The sequence below is a fragment of the Curtobacterium sp. SP.BCo genome (genome assembly GCF_051903265.1).
Taxonomy (GTDB): Bacteria; Actinomycetota; Actinomycetes; order Actinomycetales; family Microbacteriaceae; genus Curtobacterium.
Genome location: NZ_CP194337.1, coordinates 700731 through 725080, shown reverse-complemented (window position 1 = coordinate 725080; position 24350 = coordinate 700731). Strand labels below are relative to the sequence as shown.

General features: G+C 72.6%; 25 protein-coding genes. 13 read left to right on the top strand and 12 right to left on the bottom strand.

All coding sequences use genetic code 11. The features are described 5' to 3' along the window. Positions 1-22: 22 nt before the first annotated feature. On the top strand, positions 23-862 hold the full coding sequence (locus tag ACRQ4B_RS03490; RefSeq protein ID WP_439693300.1) for a phosphotransferase family protein: 840 nt from the start codon (positions 23-25) through the stop codon (positions 860-862). 30 nt (positions 863-892) lie between these two features. Here the strand turns inward: ACRQ4B_RS03490 and ACRQ4B_RS03485 are convergent, their stop codons facing one another. Then, positions 893-1849, bottom strand: coding sequence for a serine hydrolase (locus ACRQ4B_RS03485; RefSeq protein ID WP_439693299.1), 957 nt, complete (start codon positions 1847-1849; stop codon positions 893-895). Next, entirely contained in the window at positions 1849-3825 is a 1977-nt protein-coding gene (locus ACRQ4B_RS03480) for a M13 family metallopeptidase (protein ID WP_439693298.1), read from the bottom strand. The genes ACRQ4B_RS03485 and ACRQ4B_RS03480 overlap by 1 nt, the downstream gene beginning before the upstream one ends. 81 nt (positions 3826-3906) lie before the next feature. Here ACRQ4B_RS03480 and ACRQ4B_RS03475 point away from each other — a divergent pair, with 81 nt between their 5' ends. After that, a complete protein-coding gene (locus ACRQ4B_RS03475) occupies positions 3907-5244 on the top strand; it encodes a uracil-xanthine permease family protein (RefSeq protein ID WP_439693297.1) in 1338 nt (445 codons plus the stop codon). Positions 5245-5337: 93 nt separating this feature from the next. Here ACRQ4B_RS03475 and ACRQ4B_RS03470 read toward each other — a convergent pair whose 3' ends face one another. After that, the gene (locus ACRQ4B_RS03470; RefSeq protein WP_439693296.1) at positions 5338-6003 is read right to left on the bottom strand and encodes a GAP family protein; all 666 of its coding nucleotides are present in this window, start codon (positions 6001-6003) and stop codon (positions 5338-5340) included. Positions 6004-6141: 138 nt separating this feature from the next. On the opposite strand from ACRQ4B_RS03470, the gene ACRQ4B_RS03465 reads away from it, so the two are divergent. The 4 genes from ACRQ4B_RS03465 to ACRQ4B_RS03450 all read left to right on the top strand — a co-directional run bounded on the left by ACRQ4B_RS03465 (position 6142) and on the right by ACRQ4B_RS03450 (position 8774). Then, complete coding sequence (locus ACRQ4B_RS03465) at positions 6142-7476, top strand: MATE family efflux transporter (RefSeq protein WP_439693295.1); 1335 nt, start codon at positions 6142-6144, stop codon at positions 7474-7476. A 73-nt stretch (positions 7477-7549) separates the two neighbouring features. Then, positions 7550-8005: an anthrone oxygenase family protein gene (locus ACRQ4B_RS03460; protein ID WP_439693294.1), complete on the top strand. Its 456-nt coding sequence runs from the start codon at positions 7550-7552 to the stop codon at positions 8003-8005. Positions 8006-8031: 26 nt separating this feature from the next. Then, positions 8032-8508, top strand: coding sequence for a GNAT family N-acetyltransferase (locus ACRQ4B_RS03455; RefSeq protein WP_439693293.1), 477 nt, complete (start codon positions 8032-8034; stop codon positions 8506-8508). After that, complete coding sequence (locus ACRQ4B_RS03450; RefSeq protein WP_439693292.1) at positions 8505-8774, top strand: hypothetical protein; 270 nt, start codon at positions 8505-8507, stop codon at positions 8772-8774. Before ACRQ4B_RS03455 ends, ACRQ4B_RS03450 begins: the two co-directional genes overlap by 4 nt. A gap of 35 nt (positions 8775-8809) precedes the next feature. Here ACRQ4B_RS03450 and ACRQ4B_RS03445 read toward each other — a convergent pair whose 3' ends face one another. Further along, entirely contained in the window at positions 8810-9382 is a 573-nt protein-coding gene (locus ACRQ4B_RS03445; RefSeq protein ID WP_439693291.1) for a TetR/AcrR family transcriptional regulator, read from the bottom strand. 62 nt (positions 9383-9444) lie between these two features. Between ACRQ4B_RS03445 and ACRQ4B_RS03440 the strand changes: the two genes are divergently transcribed. Next, positions 9445-10323: an oxidoreductase gene (locus ACRQ4B_RS03440; protein ID WP_439693290.1), complete on the top strand. Its 879-nt coding sequence runs from the start codon at positions 9445-9447 to the stop codon at positions 10321-10323. Between the two features lie 61 nt (positions 10324-10384). Here the strand turns inward: ACRQ4B_RS03440 and ACRQ4B_RS03435 are convergent, their stop codons facing one another. Together ACRQ4B_RS03435 and ACRQ4B_RS03430 are read right to left on the bottom strand one after the other, a co-directional pair. After that, positions 10385-11065: a response regulator gene (locus ACRQ4B_RS03435; RefSeq protein ID WP_439693289.1), complete on the bottom strand. Its 681-nt coding sequence runs from the start codon at positions 11063-11065 to the stop codon at positions 10385-10387. Further along, on the bottom strand, positions 11062-12693 hold the full coding sequence (locus tag ACRQ4B_RS03430) for a sensor histidine kinase (RefSeq protein ID WP_439693288.1): 1632 nt from the start codon (positions 12691-12693) through the stop codon (positions 11062-11064). The genes ACRQ4B_RS03435 and ACRQ4B_RS03430 overlap by 4 nt, the downstream gene beginning before the upstream one ends. Positions 12694-12860: 167 nt before the next feature. Between ACRQ4B_RS03430 and ACRQ4B_RS03425 the strand changes: the two genes are divergently transcribed. After that, positions 12861-14282 carry a cation:dicarboxylate symporter family transporter gene (locus ACRQ4B_RS03425; RefSeq protein WP_439693287.1) on the top strand — a complete coding sequence of 474 codons (1422 nt, stop codon included), beginning with the start codon at positions 12861-12863 and terminating at the stop codon, positions 14280-14282. Positions 14283-14354: 72 nt separating this feature from the next. Here the strand turns inward: ACRQ4B_RS03425 and ACRQ4B_RS03420 are convergent, their stop codons facing one another. Further along, positions 14355-15497 (bottom strand): substrate-binding domain-containing protein, encoded by a 1143-nt coding sequence (locus tag ACRQ4B_RS03420; protein WP_439693286.1) that lies wholly within the window; start codon positions 15495-15497, stop codon positions 14355-14357. 77 nt (positions 15498-15574) lie between these two features. Between ACRQ4B_RS03420 and ACRQ4B_RS03415 the strand changes: the two genes are divergently transcribed. From ACRQ4B_RS03415 to ACRQ4B_RS03400, 4 genes are all read left to right on the top strand, one after another. After that, entirely contained in the window at positions 15575-16906 is a 1332-nt protein-coding gene (locus ACRQ4B_RS03415) for an MFS transporter (protein ID WP_439693285.1), read from the top strand. Positions 16907-16915: 9 nt separating this feature from the next. Further along, entirely contained in the window at positions 16916-17611 is a 696-nt protein-coding gene (nucS, locus tag ACRQ4B_RS03410) for an endonuclease NucS (protein WP_439693284.1), read from the top strand. 95 nt (positions 17612-17706) lie between these two features. After that, complete coding sequence (locus ACRQ4B_RS03405) at positions 17707-18381, top strand: HAD hydrolase-like protein (protein WP_439693283.1); 675 nt, start codon at positions 17707-17709, stop codon at positions 18379-18381. After that, positions 18378-19634, top strand: coding sequence for an MFS transporter (locus tag ACRQ4B_RS03400; protein ID WP_439693282.1), 1257 nt, complete (start codon positions 18378-18380; stop codon positions 19632-19634). The genes ACRQ4B_RS03405 and ACRQ4B_RS03400 overlap by 4 nt, the downstream gene beginning before the upstream one ends. A 66-nt stretch (positions 19635-19700) precedes the next feature. Here ACRQ4B_RS03400 and ACRQ4B_RS03395 read toward each other — a convergent pair whose 3' ends face one another. Then, positions 19701-20531, bottom strand: a complete 831-nt coding sequence (locus ACRQ4B_RS03395; RefSeq protein ID WP_439693281.1) for an NmrA family NAD(P)-binding protein — start codon at positions 20529-20531, stop codon at positions 19701-19703. 76 nt (positions 20532-20607) lie between these two features. Continuing rightward, positions 20608-21255: a nucleoside/nucleotide kinase family protein gene (locus ACRQ4B_RS03390; RefSeq protein ID WP_439693280.1), complete on the bottom strand. Its 648-nt coding sequence runs from the start codon at positions 21253-21255 to the stop codon at positions 20608-20610. 37 nt (positions 21256-21292) lie between these two features. Here ACRQ4B_RS03390 and ACRQ4B_RS03385 point away from each other — a divergent pair, with 37 nt between their 5' ends. Continuing rightward, positions 21293-21661 carry a VOC family protein gene (locus ACRQ4B_RS03385; protein WP_439693279.1) on the top strand — a complete coding sequence of 123 codons (369 nt, stop codon included), beginning with the start codon at positions 21293-21295 and terminating at the stop codon, positions 21659-21661. Between the two features lie 6 nt (positions 21662-21667). On the opposite strand, the gene ACRQ4B_RS03380 is transcribed toward ACRQ4B_RS03385, so the two are convergent. From ACRQ4B_RS03380 to ACRQ4B_RS03370, 3 genes are all read right to left on the bottom strand, one after another. Beyond that, positions 21668-22108, bottom strand: coding sequence for an NUDIX domain-containing protein (locus ACRQ4B_RS03380; RefSeq protein ID WP_439693278.1), 441 nt, complete (start codon positions 22106-22108; stop codon positions 21668-21670). A 91-nt stretch (positions 22109-22199) separates the two neighbouring features. Then, positions 22200-22790, bottom strand: coding sequence for a TetR/AcrR family transcriptional regulator (locus ACRQ4B_RS03375; protein WP_439693277.1), 591 nt, complete (start codon positions 22788-22790; stop codon positions 22200-22202). Positions 22791-22862: 72 nt separating this feature from the next. Beyond that, positions 22863-24185, bottom strand: a complete 1323-nt coding sequence (locus ACRQ4B_RS03370; protein ID WP_439693276.1) for a carboxylesterase family protein — start codon at positions 24183-24185, stop codon at positions 22863-22865. Positions 24186-24350: the final 165 nt, after the last annotated feature.

The following is a 24350-nucleotide window of genomic DNA, read 5'->3' as shown; positions in this document are numbered from 1 at the left end:
GCGCGACAGTACGCTGGCCGCCGTGGACCAGCTCACCGCACCGGCCCTGGTCGACGGCGCCGCGCTCCTGCTCGGGCGACAGCTGACCCTCGAGCGTGAACTCACCGGCGGGCAGCACGCCCGCACGGTCCTGGTCGTCGACGGCGGCACCCACGCCGTGGTCCGGGGATTCCCCCGGTCGGACGACGCCGTGACCCGGGAACGTGCGGTCCTCCGCCGGACCGGTCCGCTCGGCACGCTCGCCCCGAGACTCCTCGCCCACGGGGAGGTCGACGGGCACCCCGTCATCGTGACCGAGGCCGTTCCGGGTGCCGCGCCCGCGCCGGACCTCGACCCGGTGGTGATCGGGGAGCAGATGGGCACCGTCCTCGCCGCGATCCACCGACTCGACCCCGCTGGGCTGCCCGACGACGCACGGCAGCCGATGCTCCGCGCCGGCCGACTCGCGACGACCGCGCACGAGGCGTGGCGCGAGGTCGACCTCGACCGTGTGCTCACCCACGGCGACTTCTGGAGCGGAAACACCGTGTGGCAGGGCGACCGGTTGTCCGGCATCGTCGACTGGTCCGGCGCGATGTCGGCGCCCCGCGGGGTCGACGTCGCCTGGTGCCGGCAGGACCTCGTGCTGCTCGGCTCGATCGCCGCCGCCGACCGGTTCCTGGCCGCCTACGAAGCAGCCGCCGGACGTCGGGTGGTGGACGTGCACGCGTGGGACGTCATCGCCGCGGCCCGGGCGGACACGTACGTGGAGACCTGGGCGCCGAACTACGCCGGCATCGGCCGCGACGAGGTCGACGGTCGTCTGCTCCGGCAGCGCTTCGACGCCTGGGTCGGCTCGCTCATCGGGAGCCGCGTGCACTGAGGCAGCTGGCGCCGCACCACGGGTGCTCGGTCAACGCCGCGCCGGCTCGTGCACCGCCTCGAGCACCTCGGTCCCCATCGTCCGCATCGCCTCGACCACGGCCAACCGCCGCTGCAACGAGTCGTCGTCGAACGTGATCGTCACCGCGTAGCTCACCGACGACCCGGGCCCGCGCAGGATCCCCGCCTCGGACCGCACGCCCGTGCTGGACCCGGTCACGGACACCACCTGGAGCCCGTGGTCCAGCGCACGGTGTGCGAGCGGGTCGAGCCCGAACGACCCCGCGACGAGGCTCAGGTCGGCGGCGAGCGACAGCCATCCGAGCACCCGGTTCGACACCGCTTCGTCGACGACCTCGCCGAGGGCGAGCCCGCGCATCAGCCAGGCGAGCTCGCCGGTGGGCGCGACGGAGGCGTCCGGGGCGTCGTCCGGGCCGCGGCGGTCCCGGACCCGGTCGATGAGCGCCGTCCGCTCCATCCCGAGGGACTCCGCCCGCTCCCGCACGGCGTCGATCCCCACCGTGGACAGCAGGGCGTTCATCGCCCACGCGTCGGCGCTCGCACCCACCAGGGTCGCCAGGTCCGGCACCTGCATGGTCGGCTCCTGCAGGAACTGCCACAGCCCGGCGCCGGTCGCGGTGTCCCGGGCCATCCGCTGGAGGCGGTCGCCGTGCAGGCCACCGTCCTCGAGGCGTGCGGCGACCTCGACGAGCAGCAGCACCCGCCCGAGGCTCGCCACCGGCTGCACGAGCGTGTCGTCCACCGCGAGCAGGGCCTTGCCGGTCGAGGTGTCGATGACGGAGGCACTGACCCCCGCACCGTCCCTGGCCAACGTGCCCAGGGCCTCCAGGGTGGACCCGAAGCGGTCGTCGGCGCCGCCGCGGTGTCGGCCGCGCGCGCGGCCGTCGGCACCGCCGACGTGCTGTCGTCGACGCGACCGCCGAGCCGCTCCCGGCTCCGACGACGGAGCCGCGTCCGGCTCGGTCATCACCAGATCGAGACGCGCTCGGCCGGGTCGAGGTACATCGCGTCCCGCTCGGTCACGCCGAAGGTGTCGTACCAGACGTCGATGTTGCGCACGACCTGGTTGCACCGGAACTCGTTCGGCGAGTGCGGGTCGATGCTCAGCAGCCGTGCTGCCTCCTCCGGACGGATCGCCATCCGCCAGGCCTGCGCCCAGCTGAGGAAGAACCGCTCGGCACCGCTCAGCCCGTCGACCACCGGCGGCTCCTGACCGTCGAGGGAGAGCAGGTACGCCTTCCACGCGATGGACAGTCCACCGAGGTCGCCGATGTTCTCGCCGATCGTCAGGGCGCCGTTGACGTGGCCGTCGGGGACCTCGGTCGGCACGAGCGCGTCGTACTGCGCGATGAGGGCCTTCGTGCGCTCCTCGAACGCGGCGCGGTCCGCCTCGGTCCACCAGTTCTCCAGGCGGCCGTCGCCGTCGTACTGGGACCCCTGGTCGTCGAAGCCGTGGCCGATCTCGTGGCCGATCACGGCACCGATCGCACCGTAGTTCGCCGCGGCGTCACGCCCCGCCTCGAAGAACGGGAACTGCAGGATCGCCGCCGGGAACACGATCTCGTTGAACCCGGGGTTGTAGTAGGCGTTGATGGTCTGCGGGGTCATGAACCACTCGTCGCGGTCGATCGGCTTGCCGATCTTGCCGAGCTCCCGGTCGACCTGGAAGTTCGCGACCGCCCGGACGTTGCCGAGCAGGTCGTCGGCGGACACCTCGAGCGCCGAGTAGTCGCGCCACCGCACCGGGTACCCGATCTTGGGCGTGAACTTGTCGAGCTTGTCGAGGGCACGCGCACGGGTCTCGTCGGTCATCCAGTCGAGCCCGGTGATGCTCTGCCGGTAGGCCTCGACCAGGTTGGCGACGAGGTCGTCCATCGTCGCCTTCGAGGTCTCGTCGAAGTGCTCCTGCACGTAGATGCGGCCGACGGCCTCGCCCATCGCACCCTCGACGAGGGAGACGCCGCGCTTCCAGCGCTCGCGCTGCTTCGGCGCGCCGGTGAGCGCGGTGCCGTAGAACGAGAAGTTGGTCGCCGAGAAGGCGCTCGTCAGGTAGGCCGCGGAGGCACGGATCACCTGCCAGCGGAGCCAGTCCTTCCAGACGTCCAGCGGCTGCTCGCGGAGGAGCTCCGCCAGGCCCGTCACGAACGACGGCTCCCGGACCACGACCGTCTCGAAGGCTCCGGCGGGGGCGTCGATCGCCTCCCACCAGTGCTGCAGGTCGATGCCCTCGGCGAGCGCGGCGACCTCGGCCCAGGGGAGCTTGTTGTAGGTCTTCTGGCTGTCGCGCGTGGTGACGTTGTCCCAGTGCTTCGACGCCAGGGCGGTCTCGAGCGCGAACACGTGCTCCGTGCGGTCCCCGCCGTCCTCGAACCCGGCGAGCGGGAACATCGCGGCGACGAACTCGCGGTACTTGGTCCGGATGTCGGCGAACCGTTCCTCGCGGTAGTAGGACTCGTCAGGCAGCCCGAGGCCGGACTGCTCCAGGAAGACGACGTAGGACTCCGGGTCGCCTGGGTCGTTGTCGACGAAGAGCTGCAGGAAGCTCGGCAGGCCCAGGCGTTCGAAGCGGCCGACGGTGCGGACGACCTCGTCCACGGAGTCGATCGCGGCGATCTCGGCCAGCAGCGGCTCGATGGGCGCGGTGCCGAGGGCCTCGAGCCGGTCCTCGTCGGTGAACGAGGTGAAGAGGTCGCCGACCTTGCGCTCCTCGGTGCCGGGCTCGGCCTGCTGCGAGCGCTCGATGATGTCCCGGACGGCGAGTTCGGCAGCCTCGGCCAGCACCGTGAACGAGCCGTAGCGCGCCTTGTCGTCGGGGATCGGCGTCGCGTCGACCCACGAACCGTTCACGTGGCGGTACAGGTCGTCCTGTGGGCGGACCGTGGCGTCCAGCTCGTCGGTGCGGATTCCACTGTCGGTTCCGGAGGTGCGTGCGACGTCGGTCATGCGGTCCACGATAGCCACCGTCGCCCTGGTCGAGCAGGACGGTCGCCGTCACCGGTGGATCCGTGCCGGTACGGTCATCGCATGGGACTTCCGTGGAAGCTGCACGGCGACGGCAAGACCGTCTCCGCGACGACGATCGTGGCGCCGGACGAGCGCCTCACCTGGGGCCGGACGATCGGCCTGGGCGTGCAGCACGTCGTGGCCATGTTCGGTGCGACGTTCCTCGTGCCGCTGCTGACCGGGTTCCCGCCGTCGACGACGCTCCTGTTCAGCGGCATCGGCACGATCCTGTTCCTGCTCGTCACCGGCAACCGGCTGCCGAGCTACCTCGGGTCGTCGTTCGCCTTCATCGCCCCCATCGCCGCGGCGACGAAGATCGGCGGCATCCCCCTCGCCCTGTCCGGGATCATCGTCGTCGGTGCCTTGTTGGCGGTCGTCGGTGCGATCGTGCACCTGGCCGGCGCGGGGTGGATCGACCGCCTGATGCCCCCGGTGGTCTCCGGCGCGATCGTGGCGCTCATCGGGTTCAACCTCGCCCCGGCCGCCCGCGACAACTTCACGAAGGCCCCCATCGTCGCGCTGATCACCCTGGCGGCGATCATCCTGGTGACGGTGCTCTTCAAGGGCCTGATCGGTCGACTGTCGATCGTGATCGGCGTCGTCGTCGGCTACGTCGCGGCGCTCATCGGCGGCGAGGTGTCGTTCGATGCCGTGCACGAGGCCGCGTGGATCGGGCTGCCGACGTTCACCGCTCCGGCGTTCGACCCGTCGCAGCTCGCGATCTACCTGGCGTTCGTGCCGGTCGTGCTGGCACTCGTCGCCGAGAACGTCGGGCACGTCAAGGGCGTCGGGCAGCTCACCGGCCGCGACCTCACCCCGCTGACCGGGCGTGCGCTCTTCGCCGACGGCGTCTCCACCGTGCTCGCGGGTCTCGGTGGCGGCTCGGCGACGACGACCTACGGCGAGAACATCGGCGTGATGGCCGCGACCCGGGTGTTCTCGACGGCGGCCTACTGGGTGGCCGCGATCGTCGCGGTGCTGCTCGGGCTCTCCCCGAAGATCGGCGCCGTCATCTCCTCCGTCCCGCCGGGGGTGCTCGGCGGGGCGACGACCGCGCTCTACGGCCTCATCGGCGTCATCGGCATCCGCATCTGGGTCGAGAACCACGTGGACTTCGCGAAGCCGAAGAACCAGCTCACGGCGGGCATCGCGCTCATCATCGGCATCGCGGACTTCACGTTCTCGTTCGGCGAGGCGAGCTTCGGCGGCATCATCCTCGGCACCGTCGCGGCGATCGTGGTCTACCACGTGATGGACCTCGTCGGCCGGGCCCGCGGGACCGACGAGGCGACGCCGGCGGCGTCGGACACCGCGCACGCGGCGACCGGCGGCATCCCGGCGGAACCGCGCCGCGACTGACCCGGCCGTCCCGTCCCGGGAGTCGACGGGACCGGGCGGGTCGCGCCTCCAGGCCGGCGCTCGGCGCAGGTGCGCAGACCGGTCGGCCGACGGTCAGCGCAGACCGGTCAGCCCGATGACGAGCTGCACGACCCCGAGGACGACCAGGACCACCACCAGGGCGAGCGCACCCCACCGTGCGATCCACGAGCGCATGGCCTCCAACGGCCGCTCGGCCCGTGGGCCGAGCGCGACGGCCAGCACGACCGGCAGGAGCACCACGACGCCGGACGCGAGCACGAACAGCGCCCCGACGACGACCGTCAGGCCGGCTCGCGGGTCCGCGTCGCCGAGGGTCAGGCCGGCCGCCGACGCCAGGACGACCGACTTCGGGCTGACGAACAGGAGCGCTCCGAGTCCGAAGGCGCGCCCCGGACCGAGAGCCTCCATCGCGTCCGCCCACCGTGTGCTGGCCGGCGACCCGTCCGGCAGGCGGCGACGGAACCACTGCCACGCGGCGAGCACGAACAACACCACGGCGGCGACGAGCGCGACCAGCGCCTGCACGGGAGGGCCGTCGTCCGTCGCGGACGGCAGCTGCTCGCCGACGGACACCGCGACCACGAGGGCGACCGCCACCGCCGCCATCCAGCCCGCCGCGCAGGCGACGGCCGACCCGTACCCGCGTCGGTGCCCGAGCAGGAAGACGACCGACGCCACCGGCAGGGGGCTGAGCGCGATGCCGACCGCTCCCGGCACCAGTGCGGCGATGTCCACCATCGGAGCGTATCCCGGCCTGGAGGCGCGGGTCGGGTCCGCCCCGCGCCTGCGGTCCGCGGGTGGGCGACGTTCGTCCTGGAGGTCGTGGGTCGCGCTGCGCGCACCGCGCACGGTCCGCGGGGCGGCCAGAATGGGTCGGTGCCCGGACCGACGCGACCCGCAGCGACCACCGAACGGCGCGCCGTCGACCGCGACATCGTCCGCCTGGCCGTGCCGGCGCTCGGCGCGCTCGTCGTCGAGCCGCTCTTCCTGCTGACCGACACCGCACTCGTCGGACACCTCGGTGCGACGCCCCTCGCTGCCGTCGGGCTCGCGGGCGCGGTGCTGCAGACCGTGACCGGACTGCTCGTGTTCCTGGCGTACTCGACCACCCCTGCCGTCGCGCGGGCACTCGGGGGCGGCGACCGACGCGGTGCCGTGCACGCCGGCATCGACGGGATGTGGCTCGCGCTCGGTCTGGGCATCGTCCTCGCGCTCGTCGGGTGGCCGCTCGCCGGGCCGCTCGTGTCGCTGTTCGGCGCATCGCCCGACGTCTCGGCAGCCGCGACGGCGTACCTGACGGTCTCCCTCGTCGGACTCCCCGGGATCCTGGTCGTGACCGCGTCCACCGGGCTGCTGCGCGGACTGCAGGACACGAGGACCCCGCTCGTCGTCGCCACCGTCGGCTTCGTCGCGAACGGACTGCTCAACGCCGTCCTCATCTACGGCGCCGGCTGGGGCGTCGAGGGGTCGGCGGCCGGCACCGTCATCGTGCAGTGGGCGATGGCGATCGTGTACGTCCGCATCGCCGTCCGGGCGGCACGTGCGTCGGGCGCACCGCTGCGCCCCGGCGCCTCGGGCGTCGCGCGGGCTCTGCGGTCCGGCGCGTGGCTGTTCCTCCGGACCGCGTCGCTGCGCGTGGCGATGCTCGCGACCGTCGGGACCGCCGCCGGACTCGGGACCGCCGGACTCGCGACGACGCAGGTCGGACTGACGGTGTTCTCGACCCTGGCGTTCGCGCTCGACGCGCTGGCGATCGCCGGACAGGCGCTCGTCGGGCACGGGCTCGGCGCGCGCGACCCCGCCCGCGTGCGGTTGGTCACCCGGCGGCTCGTCCTGCTCGGCATCGCCGGCGGTGCCCTGCTCGGCGTGCTCACCCTCGCCGTCAGCGGGGTGCTCGGGCCGGTGTTCTCCGACTCCCCCGCCGTGCGGCACGCGCTGCCCGCCGTGCTCGTGCTCATCGCCGTCGGGATGCCGATCGCCGGGTACGTGTTCGTCCTCGACGGCGTGCTGATCGGCGCCGGGGACGCACGCTACCTCGCGATCGCGGGCGGGGTGAACCTCGTCGTGTACCTGCCGCTGCTCTGGTGGGTGGGCGGATCGCTGGCCGGTCTCTGGGCGGCCTTCGCGCTCGGGTACATCGGCGTCCGCGCGGTGACGCTCGGGGTGCGGGCGCACCGACGCGGCTGGATCGAGCACGCGTCGGCGCGGTGAGCACCACGGTCGACGCCGGTCTGCGTCAGCGTCGCGTCAGCGCGGTGTGAGCGCCCCGGACGAAGGTGGTGTCGTGAACGTCCTCCTGGTGGTCCAACTCGTCCTCGTCGGTGTGCTCGCCGGCGAGGAGTTCATCGTCCGCTGGGGCGTGCAACCGGCGATCGCTTCCCTGCCCGACGACGCCCACGTCCGCACCCGGATCGCGTTGGTGCAGTCCCTCAAGGTCGTCGTGCCGATCGTGATGGTGCCTGCCGTGCTCGCGTCCGTCGCCGTCCTCGTGACGGCCGGCGCGGGCGAGGGCCTCGGGTGGCGCATCGCCGCGATGACCGCGCTGGTGGTGTTCGCCCTGGCGTCGTTCCTCGGGACCGTCCCGATCAACATGGGCGTCAACGACTGGGACCCGGAGGACCCGCCCGCGGACTGGAAGGCCGTCGTGGCGCGGTGGGAGCGGATCGACGTCCTCCGGTCGACCGCCGCGGCCGTCGCGTTCGTCCTGTTCACCGTCGCGCTCGTCGTGGCGTCGAACTGACCCCGGTCGCCCGTACGCTCCGTACCGTGCGCATCATCGAGACGATCTCCCCCGGCGCCCCCACCGCGGCTCGGATCGTCCGCGACTACCTGGCCGACGTGGCCTCGCGGTGGTACGGGCGGCCCGCGACGGACGCCGAGGTCGACCAGGCGCTCCGCGACGAACCGTTCGACGACCTGCAGGGCGACACCGGCGTGCTGTTCGTTGCGTACGAGGACGGGCACCCGGTCGGCTGCACCGGCGTGCGTTTCCTCGGCGACGTGGCCGAGCTCACCAAGGTGTTCACGTCGCCGCTGCACCGCGGCCGAGGCGTCGGCTCGGAGCTGCTCCGCGCCGTCGAGCGATCCTGCCGAGCACGAGCCGTCACGACGCTCCGCCTGGACACCCGCGCCGAACTGACGGAGGCTTGCGCGATGTACGAACGGAACGGGTTCGAGCGCATCACGGCGTTCAACGACGACCCCTACTCGGATCGTTGGTACCGCAAGGCCCTGCGCCCGTGATGGACGTCACCGACGTCGCGGCCAGGCTCCTCGAGCGGACGATCGAACGAGGCCAGGCCGTGCTCCGGTGCGACGCCACGACGCCGGTCGCTGCGCTGCGGTCATCGGTCCGCGCAGCCGCGGCGGCACAGGGGGTGCACGTCAGGACCGGCATGGTCGGCGACGTGCTGGCTGTTGCCCTCGCCGACGCGGCGCTCTGGGACGTACCCGTGGCCGAGATGCGGAAGCTTCTGGAGGCGCCGGCGGCAGCGAACGAGGTCGCCTGACGACTCCGATGCACCATCCTGTCCCGGACTGATGCTCAGCTGCGCCGACCAGGCGGCCCGAGCCGGGGCAGCAGCATCTCGACCGCGTCGGCGACCACGGCGTCCACCCGTTCCGGTGCGAGCCGACCGGCGATGACCAGGCCGGCGATGCCCTCGAACATCCCGGCGACCAGGAAGGGGAGGGCGCCCGGATCGTCGTCCGCCCGCTGGCCGAGGAGTTCCGCGCCGAGCGCGAAGAACCGGGCCGCTGCCGCGTCGAGCGGCCCGCCCGGCCTGGCGTGCGTCCCGAACATGAGCGACATGAGGGGGCCCTGGTCGCGCGCGAACGCGATGTGGGCGTGCGCGTATGAGGTGAGTCGTGCCTCCTGGCCGTCGAGCCGGTCGGCGTCCCGCAGGGCGGCGGTGAGGCTCTCGAAGCCCCGCGCAGCGATGGCTTCGAGCAGCGCGTCGCGATCGCGGAAGTGCCGACTGGGTGCGGCGTGGCTGACGCCGGCGCGGCGGGCGAGTTCACGCAGCGTGACCGCCTCGACGCCCTGTTCGACGAGCAGCCGACGGCCCTCGGCGAGCAGGGTCTCGCGCAGGTCACCGTGGTGGTAGCTCGTGTCCACGGTCCGACCATAGCGCGATGTGGTCGTTGACAACTATGTTGACAGCGCCTACATTTGGCCACATGACCGATCACGACGCGTCCGCCCTGCCGGACCTGACCGACCGCACCATCGTCATCACCGGCGCCTCGAGCGGCATCGGGCGGGCGACCGCCGCGGCGTTCGCTCGGGCCGGGGCGCACGTGGTCCTCGCCGTCCGCGACACGACCAAGGGCCGGGCGGTGGCGAGCACGCTCCCCGGTTCCGTCGAGGTGCGGGCGCTCGACCTCGCCGACCTCGGATCCGTGCGGTCGTTCGCCGAGCAGTGGACCGGACCGATCGACGTCCTGGTCGCGAACGCCGGCGTCTCCGCGCGCTCGCTGACCCGGACCGCCGACGGCTTCGAGCTCGACTTCGGCACCAACCACCTCGGGCACTTCGCACTGACGACGCTGCTGCTCCCACAGGTGCGCGACCGGGTGGTCGTCGTCGCGTCCCAAGCCGAACGTGCCGCCCGGCTCGACCTCGACGACCCGAACTGGGAACGCCGCCCCTACCGGTCGTCGCGCGCCTACAACGACTCCAAGCTCGCGAACCTGCTGTTCGTCGCCGAGCTCCAGCGCCGGCTCTCCACTGCGGGTTCGACGGTCCGGGTCATCGCCGCACACCCCGGACTCGTCACCACGTCGATCTACGACCTGCCGGACGGCGCACGGCGCGGCATCTGGGACCACCTGCTCCCCCGGCTGGGACAGGACGCCGACCAGGGCGCACTCCCCACGCTCTACGCGGCGACGGAGGACCTGCCCGGCGACACGTTCGTGGGACCGCAGCACCTCATGCACATGCGCGGTGGGGCACAGGTCATCGGTCGGTCACGGCGCGCTGGGGACCGGGAGCTCGCGGCCCGGCTGTGGGACGTCTCGGAGCGGCTGACCGGCATCACCGCGCCGGTGGCCTGACCGGGATCACCGCGCCGGTGGCCTGACCGGCGCCGCTCCGGACGCGACCACGCCGCCCTGCTCATCGCAGCCAGCGGTACTCGTACTCGGGACGACCCGGTCCGCTGCGCCGGACCTCCTTGTCGGCCTGCCCTGCCGTGACGCAGTGCTCCAGGTACCGACGGGCGGTCACGCGTGACGTGCCGGTCGCCTCCGCCACCTCGGTTGCGGACAGCCCGCCCGACGCGCGCTGCAGGACGTCCTGGACCGAATCGAGCGTCTCGCGCGCGATGCCCTTCTCCAACTCGGACGGGATGCTCGGACGGAGGGTCCCGAGGCTCTGGTCGATGTCCGCCTGGGTCAGGGACCGCCGGTCCTCGAAGCCGCGACGGAACGCGCGGTAGGTCTGCAGCCGCTCGGCGAAGGTGCGGAAGCTGAACGGCTTGACGAGGTACTGCACGATCCCGAGCGCGAGCGCGTTCTTCACGCCGCGGGCATCGTGCGCAGCGGTCACCGCGATCACGTCGACCGCGGACCCCGCGGCTCGGAGAGCCCGGACGAGTTGGAGTCCGTGCGCGTCGGGCAGGTCGAAGTCGAGCAGGACGAGGTCTGGCTGCTCGGACGCCACGGCGGCGAGCATCGCCCGGCCGGTGCCCGCCGAGCCGACCACGGTGAAGCCGTCGAGACGGGAGACGTACGCAGCGTGCGCCTCGGCCGTGAGTGGCTCGTCCTCGACGATGAGCACCCGGATCACGTCCGTCACGGAGCCACCTGCCCCGGTTCGAGGTCGACGACGAAGGTGGTGCCGTGGGGGCCGGTGGTGACGCGGAGGTCGCCACCGACGCGGTCCACGGTCGACCGGACGAGCGCGAGACCGATCCCGCGGCCCTCCGACCCCGAGGTCTTCGTCGACCAGCCCCGCGTCCACGCGGCGTCGACGTCCGCGATGCCGCGGCCGTCGTCCTGCACGACGAACCGGGTGCGGCCGTCGGAGGACGTGACGGTGACGCGGACCTGCCGTTCGCCGTCGTCGGACGCGACCTCGGTCACCGCGTCGACGGCGTTGTCGACGAGGTTGCCGAGCACGGTGACCACGTCGCCGACGGCGACCGGCAGCGGGCCCCGGAAGCCGGACGTGTCGATCGTCAGGGTGGCGCCGCGCTCGCGCGCCCGGACGCGCTTGCCGTCGAGGACGGCGCTGACGACCGCCTCCGCGGCGGCGGACCCGACCGCAGGGTCGAGACCGGGCTCGGGTTGGCCGACTCCCACGTCGGCGTGCCGGTCGATCTCGTCCGAGGCGAACCGGATGGCCTCGTCGACGCGTCCGAGCTCCATGAGTGCGACCACGGTGTGCAGACGGTTGGCGAACTCGTGGGTGGCCGAGCGCAGCGCGTCCGTCCGCGTCCGGGTGGCCTCGAGTTCGCCCGACAGGTGCAGGAGTTCGGTGTGGTCACGGATCGTCGCCACGGTGCCGAGCGGCTTCCCCGACCCGCGCGCGAACGCCATCTCCTGGTTGACGACGAGCACCCGGTCGCTCGTCAGGTAGGTCTCGTCGACGGCGCGGTCGCCCGAGGCGAGCAGCGTCCGCAGTGCGTCGGGCACGTCGAGCGAGGCGAGCGGGATCGGCGTGACGTCCTCCGCCGGCACGGGGAGGTGCAGCAGTTCCGCTGCACGGTCGTTGTGCAGGACGACGGACCCCGAGCGGTCGATGACGACGAGACCCTCGTGGACGGAGTGGAGCACGCCCTCGTAGGACGCGAACACGCGGGCGAGTTCCTCGGGCCCACGACCGGCGGTGACCCGGCCGAGGTACCGGCTGAGCAGCCACGAGAACAGGGCAGACACCGCGACGATCGCCAGTGCGACGGCGACGACCGACACGAGCCGCGGCAGCAGGGCGCTCGAGATGCTCGCGACCGTCACGCCGGCGGCGACCAGTCCGACCACGTCGCCGTCGTCGTCGGTGATCGGCGTCACGGCACGCACCGAGGGCCCGAGCGTCCCGGCGAACGTCTCGGTGAACGTCGCTCCGCGCAGCGCGGGCGCGATCGTGCCGCGGAACGGTCGTCCGATCTCCGAGCGGTCCGGGTGGGTCCACCGGGTCCGGTCCGGCGCCATGATCGTGATGAAGTCCACGTGGGTCCGACGCATCACGTCGAGGGCGTACGGCTCGAGCCGGGTCGAGGGGTCGCTGAGCCGGGCCTGCTCCAGCACGAAGGGGTTGCGGGCGATCGACACCGCGACCGCCGTGCTCTCGGCGGCGGCGTCGGCCTCGAGGTCCGCCCGGGCAGAGGCCCAGCTCCAGACGCCGCCGACGGCGACACCGACCACGACGAACAGCAGCTGCAGCGCGAAGAGCCGCTTCGCGATGCTCCACCGTCTCGGTACCACTGCCAGCCCTCCTCGCCTCGTTGCGGGAACACCATTCTCCGACACGGGCGTGAACGCAATGAACGCAAGTCCCCTTCGCCACCCGGTCTCCGCCAGGGTGGGCCCGTTCCCCCGAGGACGAGCCGACCGGAGCGACGACGCCCCGGTCCTGACGACAAGGAAGTCTCATGGCATCGACGCACCCGTCCACCGCACGGCCCGGCCGTCGCCGTGGCCTGGACCGTTCGCACTGGCTCTACATCGCCGTCATCGCCGCGGTCGCGGCCGGCATCGCGGTCGGCCTGGCGGCCCCGGCCTTCGCGGTCGGCCTCAAACCGATCGGCGACGGCTTCATCGCGCTCATCAAGATGATGATCGCGCCGGTGATCTTCTGCACGATCGTCCTCGGTGTCGGGTCGATCGCGAAGGCGGCGACGGTCGGGAAGGTCGGTGGGCTCGCGCTCGGCTACTTCGTCGCGATGTCGACCTTCGCCCTCGCGATCGGCCTGGTCGTCGGGAACCTGATCCACCCGGGTGACCACCTCGACATGTCGACCGCGAAGTACGAGCTCCCCGCGGGGTCGACCGAGGACGCATCGTCCACGAGCGGCTTCCTGCTCGGGATCATCCCCGCGACCCTGGTGTCGTCCCTCACCAGCGGCAGCATCCTCCAGACCCTCTTCGTCGCCCTGCTCGTCGGCTTCGCGCTGCAGGCGATGGGCGAGAAGGGCACGCCGATCCTGAACGGCATCCGGCACCTCCAGGCCCTGGTGTTCCGCATCCTCGCGATGGTGATGTGGGCTGCGCCGATCGGCGCGTTCGGTGCCATCGCGGCGGTCGTCGGTGCCACCGGCGTGGCGGCGCTCGTCGCCCTCGGGACCCTGATGGTCGCCTTCTACACCACGTGCATCGTCTTCGTCGTCGGGGTGCTCGGGCTCCTGCTCCGGCTCGTCACCGGCGTGAACATCTTCCGGCTCATGAAGTACCTCGGACGCGAGTACCTGCTCATCGTGTCGACGTCCTCCAGCGAGGTGAGCCTGCCGCGCCTGATCGCGAAGATGGAACACCTCGGCGTCTCGAAGCCGGTGGTGGGGGTCACCGTCCCGACCGGGTACTCGTTCAACCTCGACGGCACGGCGATCTACCTGACGATGTCGTCGCTGTTCATCGCGAACGCGCTCGGCACCCCGTTGGACATCCCGGAGCAGATCTCGCTCCTGGTGTTCATGATCATCGCCTCGAAGGGTGCTGCGGGCGTCACCGGTGCCGGGCTGGCGACCCTCGCCGGGGGCCTGCAGGCACACCGTCCCGACCTGGTCAACGGCGTCGGCCTCATCGTCGGCATCGACCGGTTCATGTCCGAGGCCCGTGCGCTGACGAACTTCACCGGCAACGCGGTCGCGACGGTGCTCGTCGGCACGTGGACGCGTCAGATCGACAAGCAGCAGGTCGAGCGGGTGCTGTCCGGTGCGGCGCCGTTCGACGAGCGGACGATGTCCGCGGACGACCACGCCGGCTCCGCCGTCGAGTCGCCCGAGCGCATCTCGACCGAGGCGGTGCGCACCATCGTCGACCCGGAGCGGGCCACCGCACCGGTCGATCGTCGCTGACCGTCTCGACGGGCGGGCCGGGAGGCACGGGACCGGTCCGCCCCGTCGGCCCGGCCGGGCACGGTACCCGCGTCAGGCTCGCCCGGAGCCGCGTCCGGAGGGTGGCTGGTCCGGTACCGGCCCCGTGGTGTCGCCGATCCGCAGCTCGGACCGGAACGCCGCCGGCACGGGCTCGTCGCCCTCGAGCATCGCCAGCGCGGCGCGGGCGGCAGCGCGGCCCTTCTGCTCGAACGGCTGCACTAGCGTCGTGAGCTGCCGGATCGGGGTGCGGTGCAGCAGGCTGTCGTCGACCGTGATGCCGTCGAACCCGACGACGCTGACGTCCTCCGGCACCCGGAGTCCGGCGTCGAGTGCGGCTGAGATCACCCCGACGGCGAGCAGGTCGCTCTGCGCCACGACGGCCGTCGGGACGGTCGCCCCGGGAGCGAACAGCGCCTCGCCGGCGATGCGGCCCTCTTCCACCGAGCTGCCGGCGGTCTCCACGGCGACGGCGTCGGGGTAGACCCCGCGGACACCGCGCAGCCGTTCGAGGGTCGTGTGCGCGACGCCCTCGGCCTCGCGCGCCTCGTCGACGGGACCCCGACGCCGAGCGGCGTCGAGCGGGAGCGCCACGATCGCCACGTCGGTGTGCCCGAGGTCACGGAGGTAGGCGGCGGCACGTCGGGACGCCTCGCGGTTGTCGAGGTGGACGGGCACCGCGCCCTCGATCTCGTCCGCCTCGATCGCGACGACGGGGATCTGCCGGCGGCGGAGGACCGCGACCGCGGGGTCGATGCGGACGTTGCAGCCGACGAGCACCACGGCGTCCATGGGCGCGTCGACGATCGGCCCGGCACCCTGTTCGTCGTCGAGCGGGCTCCGGACGAGCAGCAGGGACGCACCGGCGGCACCCGCGACCTCGGCGATGCCGTCGAGCGTCAGGACGTTGACCGGGTCACGGAAGGCATCGCTCAGGCGCTCGTCCATCACGACCCCGATGACGCCGGAACGGCCGCGGCGCAGGGACCGCGCACGGGGATCGGGGCCGCCGTACCCGAGGTCGGCGGCCGCGGCGAGGACGCGGGCCTTCGCGTCTTCCGACACCGGACCGAGTCCGCTGAACGCGAGCGACGCCGTCGACGGTGCGACCCCGGCGGCGCGCGCGACCGCTGCCAGCGTCGGACGCGCCCGCCGGGCAGGGCGCGACGCGCCGAGTCCTGTTGCCGGTTCGTCCATCGCCCGTTAGCGTAGCCGGAAACAGCGGTCGAATCGATTCGATACGACCGCAACACGCGCCCCAGCAAGGATCTCCGATGACGTTGACCCCCTCCCGCACCACCCCGACCACCAGGGCCTGGATCACTGCGGTGTTCGTGGTGTTCACGCTCTCCGGGCTCGACATCGCCACCTGGCTCGGTCGGATCCCCAGCGTCCGCGACTCCCTCGGTGCCAGCACCTTCGAGATGGGCCTGCTCGTGCTCGGCATGGCGGTCGGCTCGATCGGTGGCCTGACGTTCGCCGGGCACATCGTCGCGAAGCTCGGCGCCCGTCGCGGCGTCCAGGTCGCCGCCGTGTGCCTGACCGCCGGCATGGTGTTCGCCGGCATCGCGGTCACCCTCGGCTGGGGCTTCGCCGCCATCTGGATCGCGCTCATCGCGTTCGGGTTCGGCAACGGCCTGTGCGACGTGTCGATGAACGTCTCCGGTGCTGCGGCGGAGAAGGCCGGCGGGCGCACGATCATGCCGCTGTTCCACGCAGCGTTCAGCCTCGGCACCCTGGCCGGCGCCGGTCTCGGGGCACTGGCCGAGCAGCTCGAGGTCCCGGTCGCCTGGCACTTCATCGTGCTGGTCATCGCCACGAGCGCGGTCATGCTGGTCGCCGTCACGCGGTTCCAGGACGAGCACCGCTTCGCGGACGAGGTCGGCACCGACACCAGCCCGGTAGCGACGCCGCTCACCCGCTGGCAGGTCTGGGCACAGCCCTCCACGCTGCTGATCGGCGTCATCGTGCTCGGCATGGCGCTGGCCGAGGGTTCGGCGAACGACTGGCTGCCGCTCGCGATGATCGACGGCCACGGGCTCGACAACGCCGCCGGTTCGGCCGTCCTCACGGTGTTCCTCGCCGCGATGACCGTCGGCCGGGTCGCCGGCAGCCCGCTCATCGACCGGTTCGGCCGCGTCCCGGTGCTGCGGATCAGTGCCGCGGTCGCCGTCGTCGGCCTCGGCATGCTCATCTTCATCGACGACGTGCCGCTCGCGATCGTGGGCGTCGTGCTCTGGGGCCTCGGCGCCAGCCTCGGCTTCCCGATGGGCATGTCCGCCGCCGCCGACGACCCCCGGACCGCCGCGGCCCGGGTCAGCGCCGTCGCGACGATCGGCTACGTGGCGTTCCTCGCAGGGCCGCCCCTGATCGGGTTCCTCGGCGAGCACATCGGGCTGCTCGGGGCGCTGCTGATCGTCTTCGTGTTCATCATCGCGGCAGGGCTGGCGTCGGGCGCAGCCCGCGAGACCGGCGCCGCCGCCAGGCCGGCCCGGGGCGGACGGAAGGGTGACACCGGGGGCGAGCCGCGCCTCCCGTCCGACGACGCAGACCGCACCGTCGAGGCGGACGGCACCACGTCCGGGCGGTCCGCCGACCGCAGGTAGGCTTCCCGGGTGCGTCTCGTCATCGCCCGCTGCTCCGTCGACTACGCCGGTCGGCTGTCGGCCCATCTGCCGCTCGCGACCCGTCTCCTCATGCTGAAGGCCGACGGTTCGCTGCTCGTGCACTCCGACGGCGGCAGCTACAAGCCGCTCAACTGGATGAGCCCGCCCTGCTCGATCGAGATCGCCGAGCCGGACGACGAACAGGCGAGCGCCGGCATCACGCAGGTGTGGACGGTCACGCAGAAGAAGACGCAGGACAAGCTCATCGTGTCCCTGTACGAGGTCGTCACCGACGAGACCCACGACCTCGGGGTCGACCCGGGCCTGGTCAAGGACGGGGTCGAGGCGCACCTGCAGCAGCTCCTCGCCGAGCAGATCGAGCTCCTCGGCGACGGCCACACCCTCGTCCGCCGCGAGTACATGACCGCCATCGGGCCGGTCGACATCCTGGCGCGGGACGACGCCGGCGCGAGCGTCGCCGTGGAGATGAAGCGCAACGCCAACATCGACGCGGTCGAGCAGCTCACGCGCTACCTCGAGCTGATGAACCGCGACCCGCTGCTCCGCCCGGTGCAGGGTGTGCTCGCGGCGCAGACGGTCGCGCCGCAGGCGCGCACGCTCGCCGAGGACCGCGGCATCCGCGTCCTCGTGCTCGACTACGACGCGATGCGCGGCATCGAGGGCGGCCACACCCGCCTGTTCTGAGCGGCCGTCTGTCCTGAACACCCGTCGGCCGGCCTGGAGGCACGGCTCGGCCCCGCCACGTCGGCTGCGGCGCGCGCCGGTAGGGTGGGCAGGACATGACCAGCCCGTTCAGCGCCATCCTCTTCGACCTCGACGGCACCATCAGCGACTCCGCGCCGGGCATCCTCGAGAGCCTCACGTACACGTTCCAGCAGGTCGGCGTCCCCGTGCCGGACCACGCGACGCTCATGTCGTTCGTCGGCCCGCCGATCATGGACACGTTCACGACGGCGATGGGGATGGACCAGGCGCAGGCCGAGCGCACCCTCGCCGTGTACCGCGAGCACTACTTCTCGCACGGCGCCCTCGACTCCGCGATGTTCCCGGGCATCGACGTCGTGCTCCGCACCCTGCACGAGGCCGGACTGCCGATCTCCACCGCGACGAGCAAGCCCGAGACCCCGGCGACGTACATCCTCGAGCACTACGGGCTCACCGGGGACATCGACATCATCACGGGCGCGAGCGACGACGAGGTCCGGTCCAGCAAGGCCGACGTGGTCGAGGAAGCGCTCAAGCGGCTCGACGCCCGCGGGTTCGACACGAGCCGCCCGGTGCTCGTCGGCGACCGACTGCACGACGTCGAGGGCGCCACCGTGCACGGCGTCCCGGTCGTCTTCGCGGAGTGGGGCTACGGCTCCCCCGCCGAGGCCGAGGGCACCATCGCGCAGGCGGCGACCCCGCTGGACCTGCTGCCGATCCTGCTGCCCGGTACGGTCGTCCCGCAGTGAGCACGGCCGCCCGCACGGGGTTGCGCGGCGCCGCCTGGCTGCTGCCCGCGGCGATCGTCCTGATCGCGCTGAACTTCCGCGGCCCGATCGTCGCGACGGCCCCGGTCATCGGGGACATCCGCGTCGACCTCGGCCTCTCGGCGACGATCGCCGGCCTGCTGACGACGATCCCGGTGCTCTGCTTCGCGCTCGCGACGCCGTTCGCCAGCTGGGTGATCGCCAAGGCCGACCCCGAGCGCGCGGTGTCCCTGTCGCTCGTCATCGTGCTGGCCGGCACCGTCGTGCGCTCGATGCCCTCGGCGGCGGCGCTGCTGATCGGCACGGCGGTCATCGGCATCGGCATCACGATCGGCAACGTGGTCATCCCGGTGGTGATCCGCCGCGACACCTCGCCGGAGCGCGTCGGGCTCGTGACGGGCGTGTACACGTCGGCGCTCAACGTCGGGTCGATGATCACGTCCCTGGGCACCGCCCCGATCGCCGAGGCCTGGGGCTGGCCGATCGCGATCGCTGTCTGGGCGGTCCTGGCCGTGGTCGCCGGGCTGGCGTGGACGTACGCCGTCGGGGCCCGCGCCGCGTGGCTCCGTTCGGCACCGGCCGGGGAACCCGTGCCCGTCACCGGACCGATCGACCAGGTGCTCGGTACCGGCTCGCTCCGGGCCGCTGCCGAGCAGGCGCTGTACGAGCCCGTTCGACCGGCCCGCCGCCTGATCACCTGGGGCCTCACCCTGGCGTTCGGTGGCCAGGCGTTCTCGTACTACGCCCTCACCGCGTGGATCCCGACGCTGCTGCACGACGAGATCGGCTTCTCGAAGGCGTCGTCCGGCGCCAGCTCCTCGGTGTTCCAGATCCTGGCGGTCGTCGGCGCGCTCGGTGTGCCGGCGCTCGCCTCGAGGTGGAAGCCGCGCGCGATCATCGCCCTCGTCGCGTTCCTGTGGCTCGCGATGCCCCTCGGACTGCTGTTCGCCCCGCAGCTCTGGTTGCTCTGGTCGGTGCTCGGCGGCGCTGCCCAGGGCGGTGGCATCACGGTGATCTTCATCGTGATCGTCCGGATCGTGTCGAGCGATGCCGATGCCCGCCGGATGTCCGCGTTCGTGCAGGGCGGTGGGTACCTCATCGGGTCGGCGGGTCCGCTCGTCGCCGGGACGCTGCACGGGGCGACGGGCGACTGGACGGCACCGCTGCTCGTCGTGCTCGTCGCGGTGCTGACCCTCGGCGTCGTGGGGACCGTCGCCGCCCGTCGCGTGTCCTGACCGCCCGCCGGTCGGGAGCCGTCCGGCGGACGCGAGTCGTGCCTCCAGGCCGTTCGCCCGGGCGCCTCAGCCCGCGAGCACCTCCCGCAGCGACAGGGGACGCCGCCCCGTCACACGCTCCACGTCGCCGGACACCCGCGCGAGCGCGCCCTCGGCGATCGCCGTGTACGTGCTCACCCATGCGTCCGCCTGCCAGGGCTCCGGGTCCCACTGGGCCCGCGACGCGTACGCCTCGTCCACGGTCTCCGGGTGGTAGGTGACCGTCCGCCCGCGCACCTCGGACACGACCGCTGCCGCCTCCGCGAGCGTGATCGCCGCGGGGCCGGTCAGCTCGTAGGTCCGGTCGAGGTGCGCCGCCGGGTTCCGCAGCACCTCGGTCGCCACCCGCGCCACGTCGGCGCGTGCGACCGCCGCCATCGCCCCGTCGCCGGCCGGTCCGCGGATCACGCCGTCCTCACCGACGAGGTCCTCGACGAAGTCCAGGTAGAACGAGTCCCGCAGGAAGGTGTGCGCCATCGAGGTCGCCCGGATCGCCTCCTCCGTCGCCCAGTGGTCGCGTCCGAGGGTGAACGTCGCGTCCGCCGCGGCGCCCACGAACGACGTGTACACGACGTGCCGGACGCCGGCGGTTGCCGCGGCCCCGACGAACGTGCGGTGCTGCGCGAGACGGTCCTCCGCCTCGGCGCCGGACACCATGAGCAGGAGGTCGATCCCCTCGAGGGCCGCTCGGCTCGCGTCTGCGTCGCCGAACGTGGCGACGGCGACCTCGGTGCCGGGCAGCTCGGGCGCCCGCGAGGCGTCGCGGACGATCATGCGGAACGGCACGTCGGCCGCGGCGAGCGCCCGTGCGACGGCGCCCCCGATCTTGCCGGTGGCACCGGTGATGGCGATGGTCATGCGTGCTCCTGTCGGGTCGGCGTCGGTCTCGTGGTCACGTCCTGGTGCGTCGTCACGTCGTCACGTCGTCACGTCGTCACGTCCGCACCGTCCTGGAGGCACGGATCGCCGTGGGCGCGACCCTCGCCGCGTTCACGCCGTCGACCTCCACCGCCCAGCTGCGGGCTGCCGCGTGGTCGCGACCGTGCCGCATGTGCCGGCCCATCAGCCGGTCGACGCGGACGCCGTCGTCGACGCTGCAGAACCAGGTCTCGGTGAACAGGTCCCTTAGCGTCGCCCAGGGCTCGGTGTCGTCGAGCAGGTAGTTGCCCTCGGACACGACGAGCGCCGTGCGGGCCGGGACGGCGATGCTGCCGGCGACCGGTTCGTCGACACGGCGGTCGAAGTCGGGCGCCCAGACGGGGTCCTCGACACCGTCCGCGGTGACCAGCCGCCGGACGAGCGCCACGTAGCCGTGCCCGTCGAAGGTGTCGATCGCACCCTTGCGGTCGTGCCGTCCGAGTGCGTCGAGTGCACCGTTCGACAGGTGGAACCCGTCCATCGGGACCTGCACCGCCGTGCCGACACCGAGCGCCGCGTCGACGGCGGCCACGACGCGTCGGGCGAGCGTCGACTTGCCGGCACCGGGTGCTCCGGCGATCCCGAGCACGGTGCGACCCCCGCGGCCGGCGAGCTCCAGCGCTCGCTCGATCGCCTGGTCGACGGACATCTCGGGGACGGTCACGCGTTCATCCTCGCAGGACCGGTGGTTCACTTGCCGCATGGTCGATGCGACGAAGGCGTTCAGCGAGTTCTCGGTGCGGGACGTGCCGGAGGCGAAGGCGTTCTACGAGGACGTCCTCGGTGTCGAGGTCTCCGAGGAGCACGGCATGCTCTCCCTGCACATCGGCGACGGGCACGCGGTGCTCGTCTACCCGAAGGGCCCCGCGCACGAGCCGGCGGCGTTCACGGTCCTGAACTTCCCGGTGCCGTCGGTCGACGACGCCGTGGACGAGCTCGTCGCGAAGGGCGTGGCGTTCCTGCACTACGAGGGGATGACCGACGAGAAGGGCGTGAACCGGAAGGGCGGGCCGCTCATCGCCTGGTTCACCGACCCCTCGGGCAACGTGCTCAGCGTGATCGAGCAGTAGCCCGGGTCAACGGGGGAGGGCGCCGGCCCAGCCGAGTGCGATCGGCACCACGAGTCCGTGCCGGTGCCGCGGCAGGTCCGCGATCGGCAGCCACTCGGCGCGCTCGGTCGACCCGTCGGTCTCGTCCCGGAGTTCCCCGCCCGTGATGGACACCCGGAACACCACCTGCACGGCCTTCATCGGCCGGCCGTTCGCGTGCATCCGTCGTTCCGCGGGGACGACGTGGTGCCGCACCCCGAGCAGTCCCCCGACGGCGACCTCGTACCCGGTCTCCTCCATGAACTCCCGGACGACGGCCTGCTCGACGCTCTCCTCGAACTCGACACCGCCGCCGGGGAGGGCCCACGTGCCGGACTCCGGGAAGCGCTGCATGGCGAGCAGGACCCGACCCTCGTGGACGACCACGCCGTAGGCGGCGAGGCGGGTGTCGTAGTCCGTGTACTCCATCTGCCGACCATGCCAGCAAGCCGCGTCTGCGGGGTCGAGCCGCGCCGCGCCTCCCGTCCGGTGCGCTCGACGAGCATGCGCGTCCGACCGGTCACACGGTCGCCGCGGCGGCCGCCCATCCGGTACGCATCCGGACCACCGCTCGGTCGAAGCCGGCCAGCGGCTCGGCGTCGTCACGGAGCATCGCCTGCAGCTGCAGCCCCTCGTACAGGGCGACGAGCTGCTCGGCGGCGTGCCGGGGAGAGGTCCCGCGCGGCTCCCGACCGGCGACCACGTCACGGACGAGCGCGAGGGTGATGTCCTCGAACGAGCTCCGGTACTGACCGCGGAACCACCCGGCAGCGGGGTGCTCCGGGTTGGAGGCGGCGCTGAGCAGGGCGATCCGGAGCCGGACGAGCGCGGGGTCGTCGAGGCCGGACTCGAGCCGGGCGCGGAGGTACGCGACCGCGCCCGAGCGTTCGGCGACGACCCAGAGCGCCCGACGGTTGCCGTTGTTCCACCGGTCCATCACCGCGACCACGAGCAGCTCCCACAGGGGGAACACCCGCCGGACGGACTCCTCGGTGGTGCCGGCGTGCTCGGCGACCTCGGTCGGTCCGACCGTGTGGAAGTCGGACTCGCGGTACGCCGCGATCGCACCCGTGACGATGCGGGCACGCAGGTCGGCGTCGGTCTCGGGCATGCCCTCGATTCTCGGGGCCGCGCCGCCGGCCCGCACCCGCCCAGTTCAGGGGACGACGGGCACGGCGCGCGGTCAGCCGCGGTCGAAGGTCAGCGTCGCGTCGTCGGCGACGGTGACCCGGCCCGTGCGGGCGAACTCCGCCCAGATCGCCCGGAAGGCCTTCCCGCGCCGTTCGACCTCGGGCCAGTCCCGCTCCGGCACGAACCGGCTGCCCGCCCAGGCCGCACGACCGCCGAGCAGCAGCGGCAGGTCGCTCATGTGCACGGCACCGGTGGGCGTGACCGTCACGCCACGGAGCAGCCGGTACGAGGTCGCCCGGCCGCCGGCGGCGCGGTGCCGTGCGGTGAACCGCCGGACGTCGCGCCCGTAGATCACCTCGGACAGCGGGCGGACGACGAGCCACCGCAGCAGCGGCCGGACAAGCCGCGAACGAGCGAGCGACCGCAGCACCGGGACGAGTGGGACGTACATGCCCGCTTCGTCCGAACCGGACCCGATGAGCACGTCCACGTCCCGCGCGACGCCGGACCACGCGCGGTCGAGTGCGCGCTCGTCGGGCAGCGGTGCGTACCCGTACTGGGTGCCGTACGGCATCCCGCCCGCGAGTCCGAAGGGTGCGGCGGCCCGCGTCCCGAGCACCTGGCGCTCGAGCAGGTCGTCGAGCGGGGTGTCCGCGTGCACCGCTCCGACCGCGCGGAGCATCGCACGGTTCATCCGCGCCCGCCCACGGGACAGCCCGAGCGGCGCGCTCTGGATGATCGCCCGACGGAACAGCCCGGCGGCGCCCTCGCTGATCATCAGGTGCGCGGCCGCGTCGCCGCCGGCGGACTGCCCGAACACCGTCACGAGGTCCGGATCGCCGCCGAACGCCGCGATGTTCGTCCGCACCCACCGCAGCGACTCGATCAGGTCGAGCAGGCCGAGGTTCGCGGGGACGTGCTCGCCGTCGCCGAGGAACCCGAGGATCCCGAGCCGGAACGTGACCGAGACGACCACCACCCGCTGCTCGGTGACGAGTTCCCGCGCGTCGTAGATGGGGTGGTCACCACCGCCGATGACGTACGAGCCGCCGTGGATCCAGACCATCACGGGCAGCCGCTCGCCGGGTCGGAGGTCCGCCGGCGCCGTGATCGACAGTCGCTGGCAGTGTTCGTCGACGACGAGCCCGTCCGCGGGCTTGAGCATCTGGTCGACGACGGTCGCCGTCGGCTGCGGTGCGACGGGCGCCGGCGTGGTCGCCGGGTACGGCTCGTCGAACGGCGGCATGGGCTCGGGTCGCGCGAAGCGCTCCGCCCGCGCGTACGGGATGCCGAGTGCCCGGGTGACGGTCCCGTCGACGAGGCCGGTGATGCGTCCGGCAGGCGGGTCCCAGGTGAGCGAGTCGGCGTCGGGCATGACCCCCACGCTATCCAGCGGTGACCAGGAGCGGACTGGAGGCACGGTGCGGGCCTGCGCCGCGCCTCCCGTCGGTCGTCGGTCGCGTCCGGCGACGGGACGCACCGAACCGGACGCGGCGAACGCCGACGGCGTCGTCGTGCGACTAAAACTACACAGCGGGTG

Excerpts from the sequence above, each read along its gene's own strand:
- ACRQ4B_RS03370 (WP_439693276.1), bottom strand. The coding sequence starts at position 24,185 with ATGCCCGACGCCGACTCGCTCACCTGGGACCCGCCTGCCGGACGCATC.
- ACRQ4B_RS03405 (WP_439693283.1), top strand. The coding sequence starts at position 17,707 with ATGACCAGCCCGTTCAGCGCCATCCTCTTCGACCTCGACGGCACCATC.
- ACRQ4B_RS03415 (WP_439693285.1), top strand. The coding sequence starts at position 15,575 with ATGACGTTGACCCCCTCCCGCACCACCCCGACCACCAGGGCCTGGATC.
- ACRQ4B_RS03375 (WP_439693277.1), bottom strand. The coding sequence starts at position 22,790 with ATGCCCGAGACCGACGCCGACCTGCGTGCCCGCATCGTCACGGGTGCG.
- ACRQ4B_RS03425 (WP_439693287.1), top strand. The coding sequence starts at position 12,861 with ATGGCATCGACGCACCCGTCCACCGCACGGCCCGGCCGTCGCCGTGGC.
- ACRQ4B_RS03440 (WP_439693290.1), top strand. The coding sequence starts at position 9,445 with ATGACCGATCACGACGCGTCCGCCCTGCCGGACCTGACCGACCGCACC.
- ACRQ4B_RS03385 (WP_439693279.1), top strand. The coding sequence starts at position 21,293 with ATGGTCGATGCGACGAAGGCGTTCAGCGAGTTCTCGGTGCGGGACGTG.
- ACRQ4B_RS03380 (WP_439693278.1), bottom strand. The coding sequence starts at position 22,108 with ATGGAGTACACGGACTACGACACCCGCCTCGCCGCCTACGGCGTGGTC.
- ACRQ4B_RS03485 (WP_439693299.1), bottom strand. The coding sequence starts at position 1,849 with ATGACCGAGCCGGACGCGGCTCCGTCGTCGGAGCCGGGAGCGGCTCGG.
- ACRQ4B_RS03395 (WP_439693281.1), bottom strand. The coding sequence starts at position 20,531 with ATGACCATCGCCATCACCGGTGCCACCGGCAAGATCGGGGGCGCCGTC.
- ACRQ4B_RS03470 (WP_439693296.1), bottom strand. The coding sequence starts at position 6,003 with ATGGTGGACATCGCCGCACTGGTGCCGGGAGCGGTCGGCATCGCGCTC.
- ACRQ4B_RS03420 (WP_439693286.1), bottom strand. The coding sequence starts at position 15,497 with ATGGACGAACCGGCAACAGGACTCGGCGCGTCGCGCCCTGCCCGGCGG.
- ACRQ4B_RS03475 (WP_439693297.1), top strand. The coding sequence starts at position 3,907 with ATGGGACTTCCGTGGAAGCTGCACGGCGACGGCAAGACCGTCTCCGCG.
- ACRQ4B_RS03480 (WP_439693298.1), bottom strand. The coding sequence starts at position 3,825 with ATGACCGACGTCGCACGCACCTCCGGAACCGACAGTGGAATCCGCACC.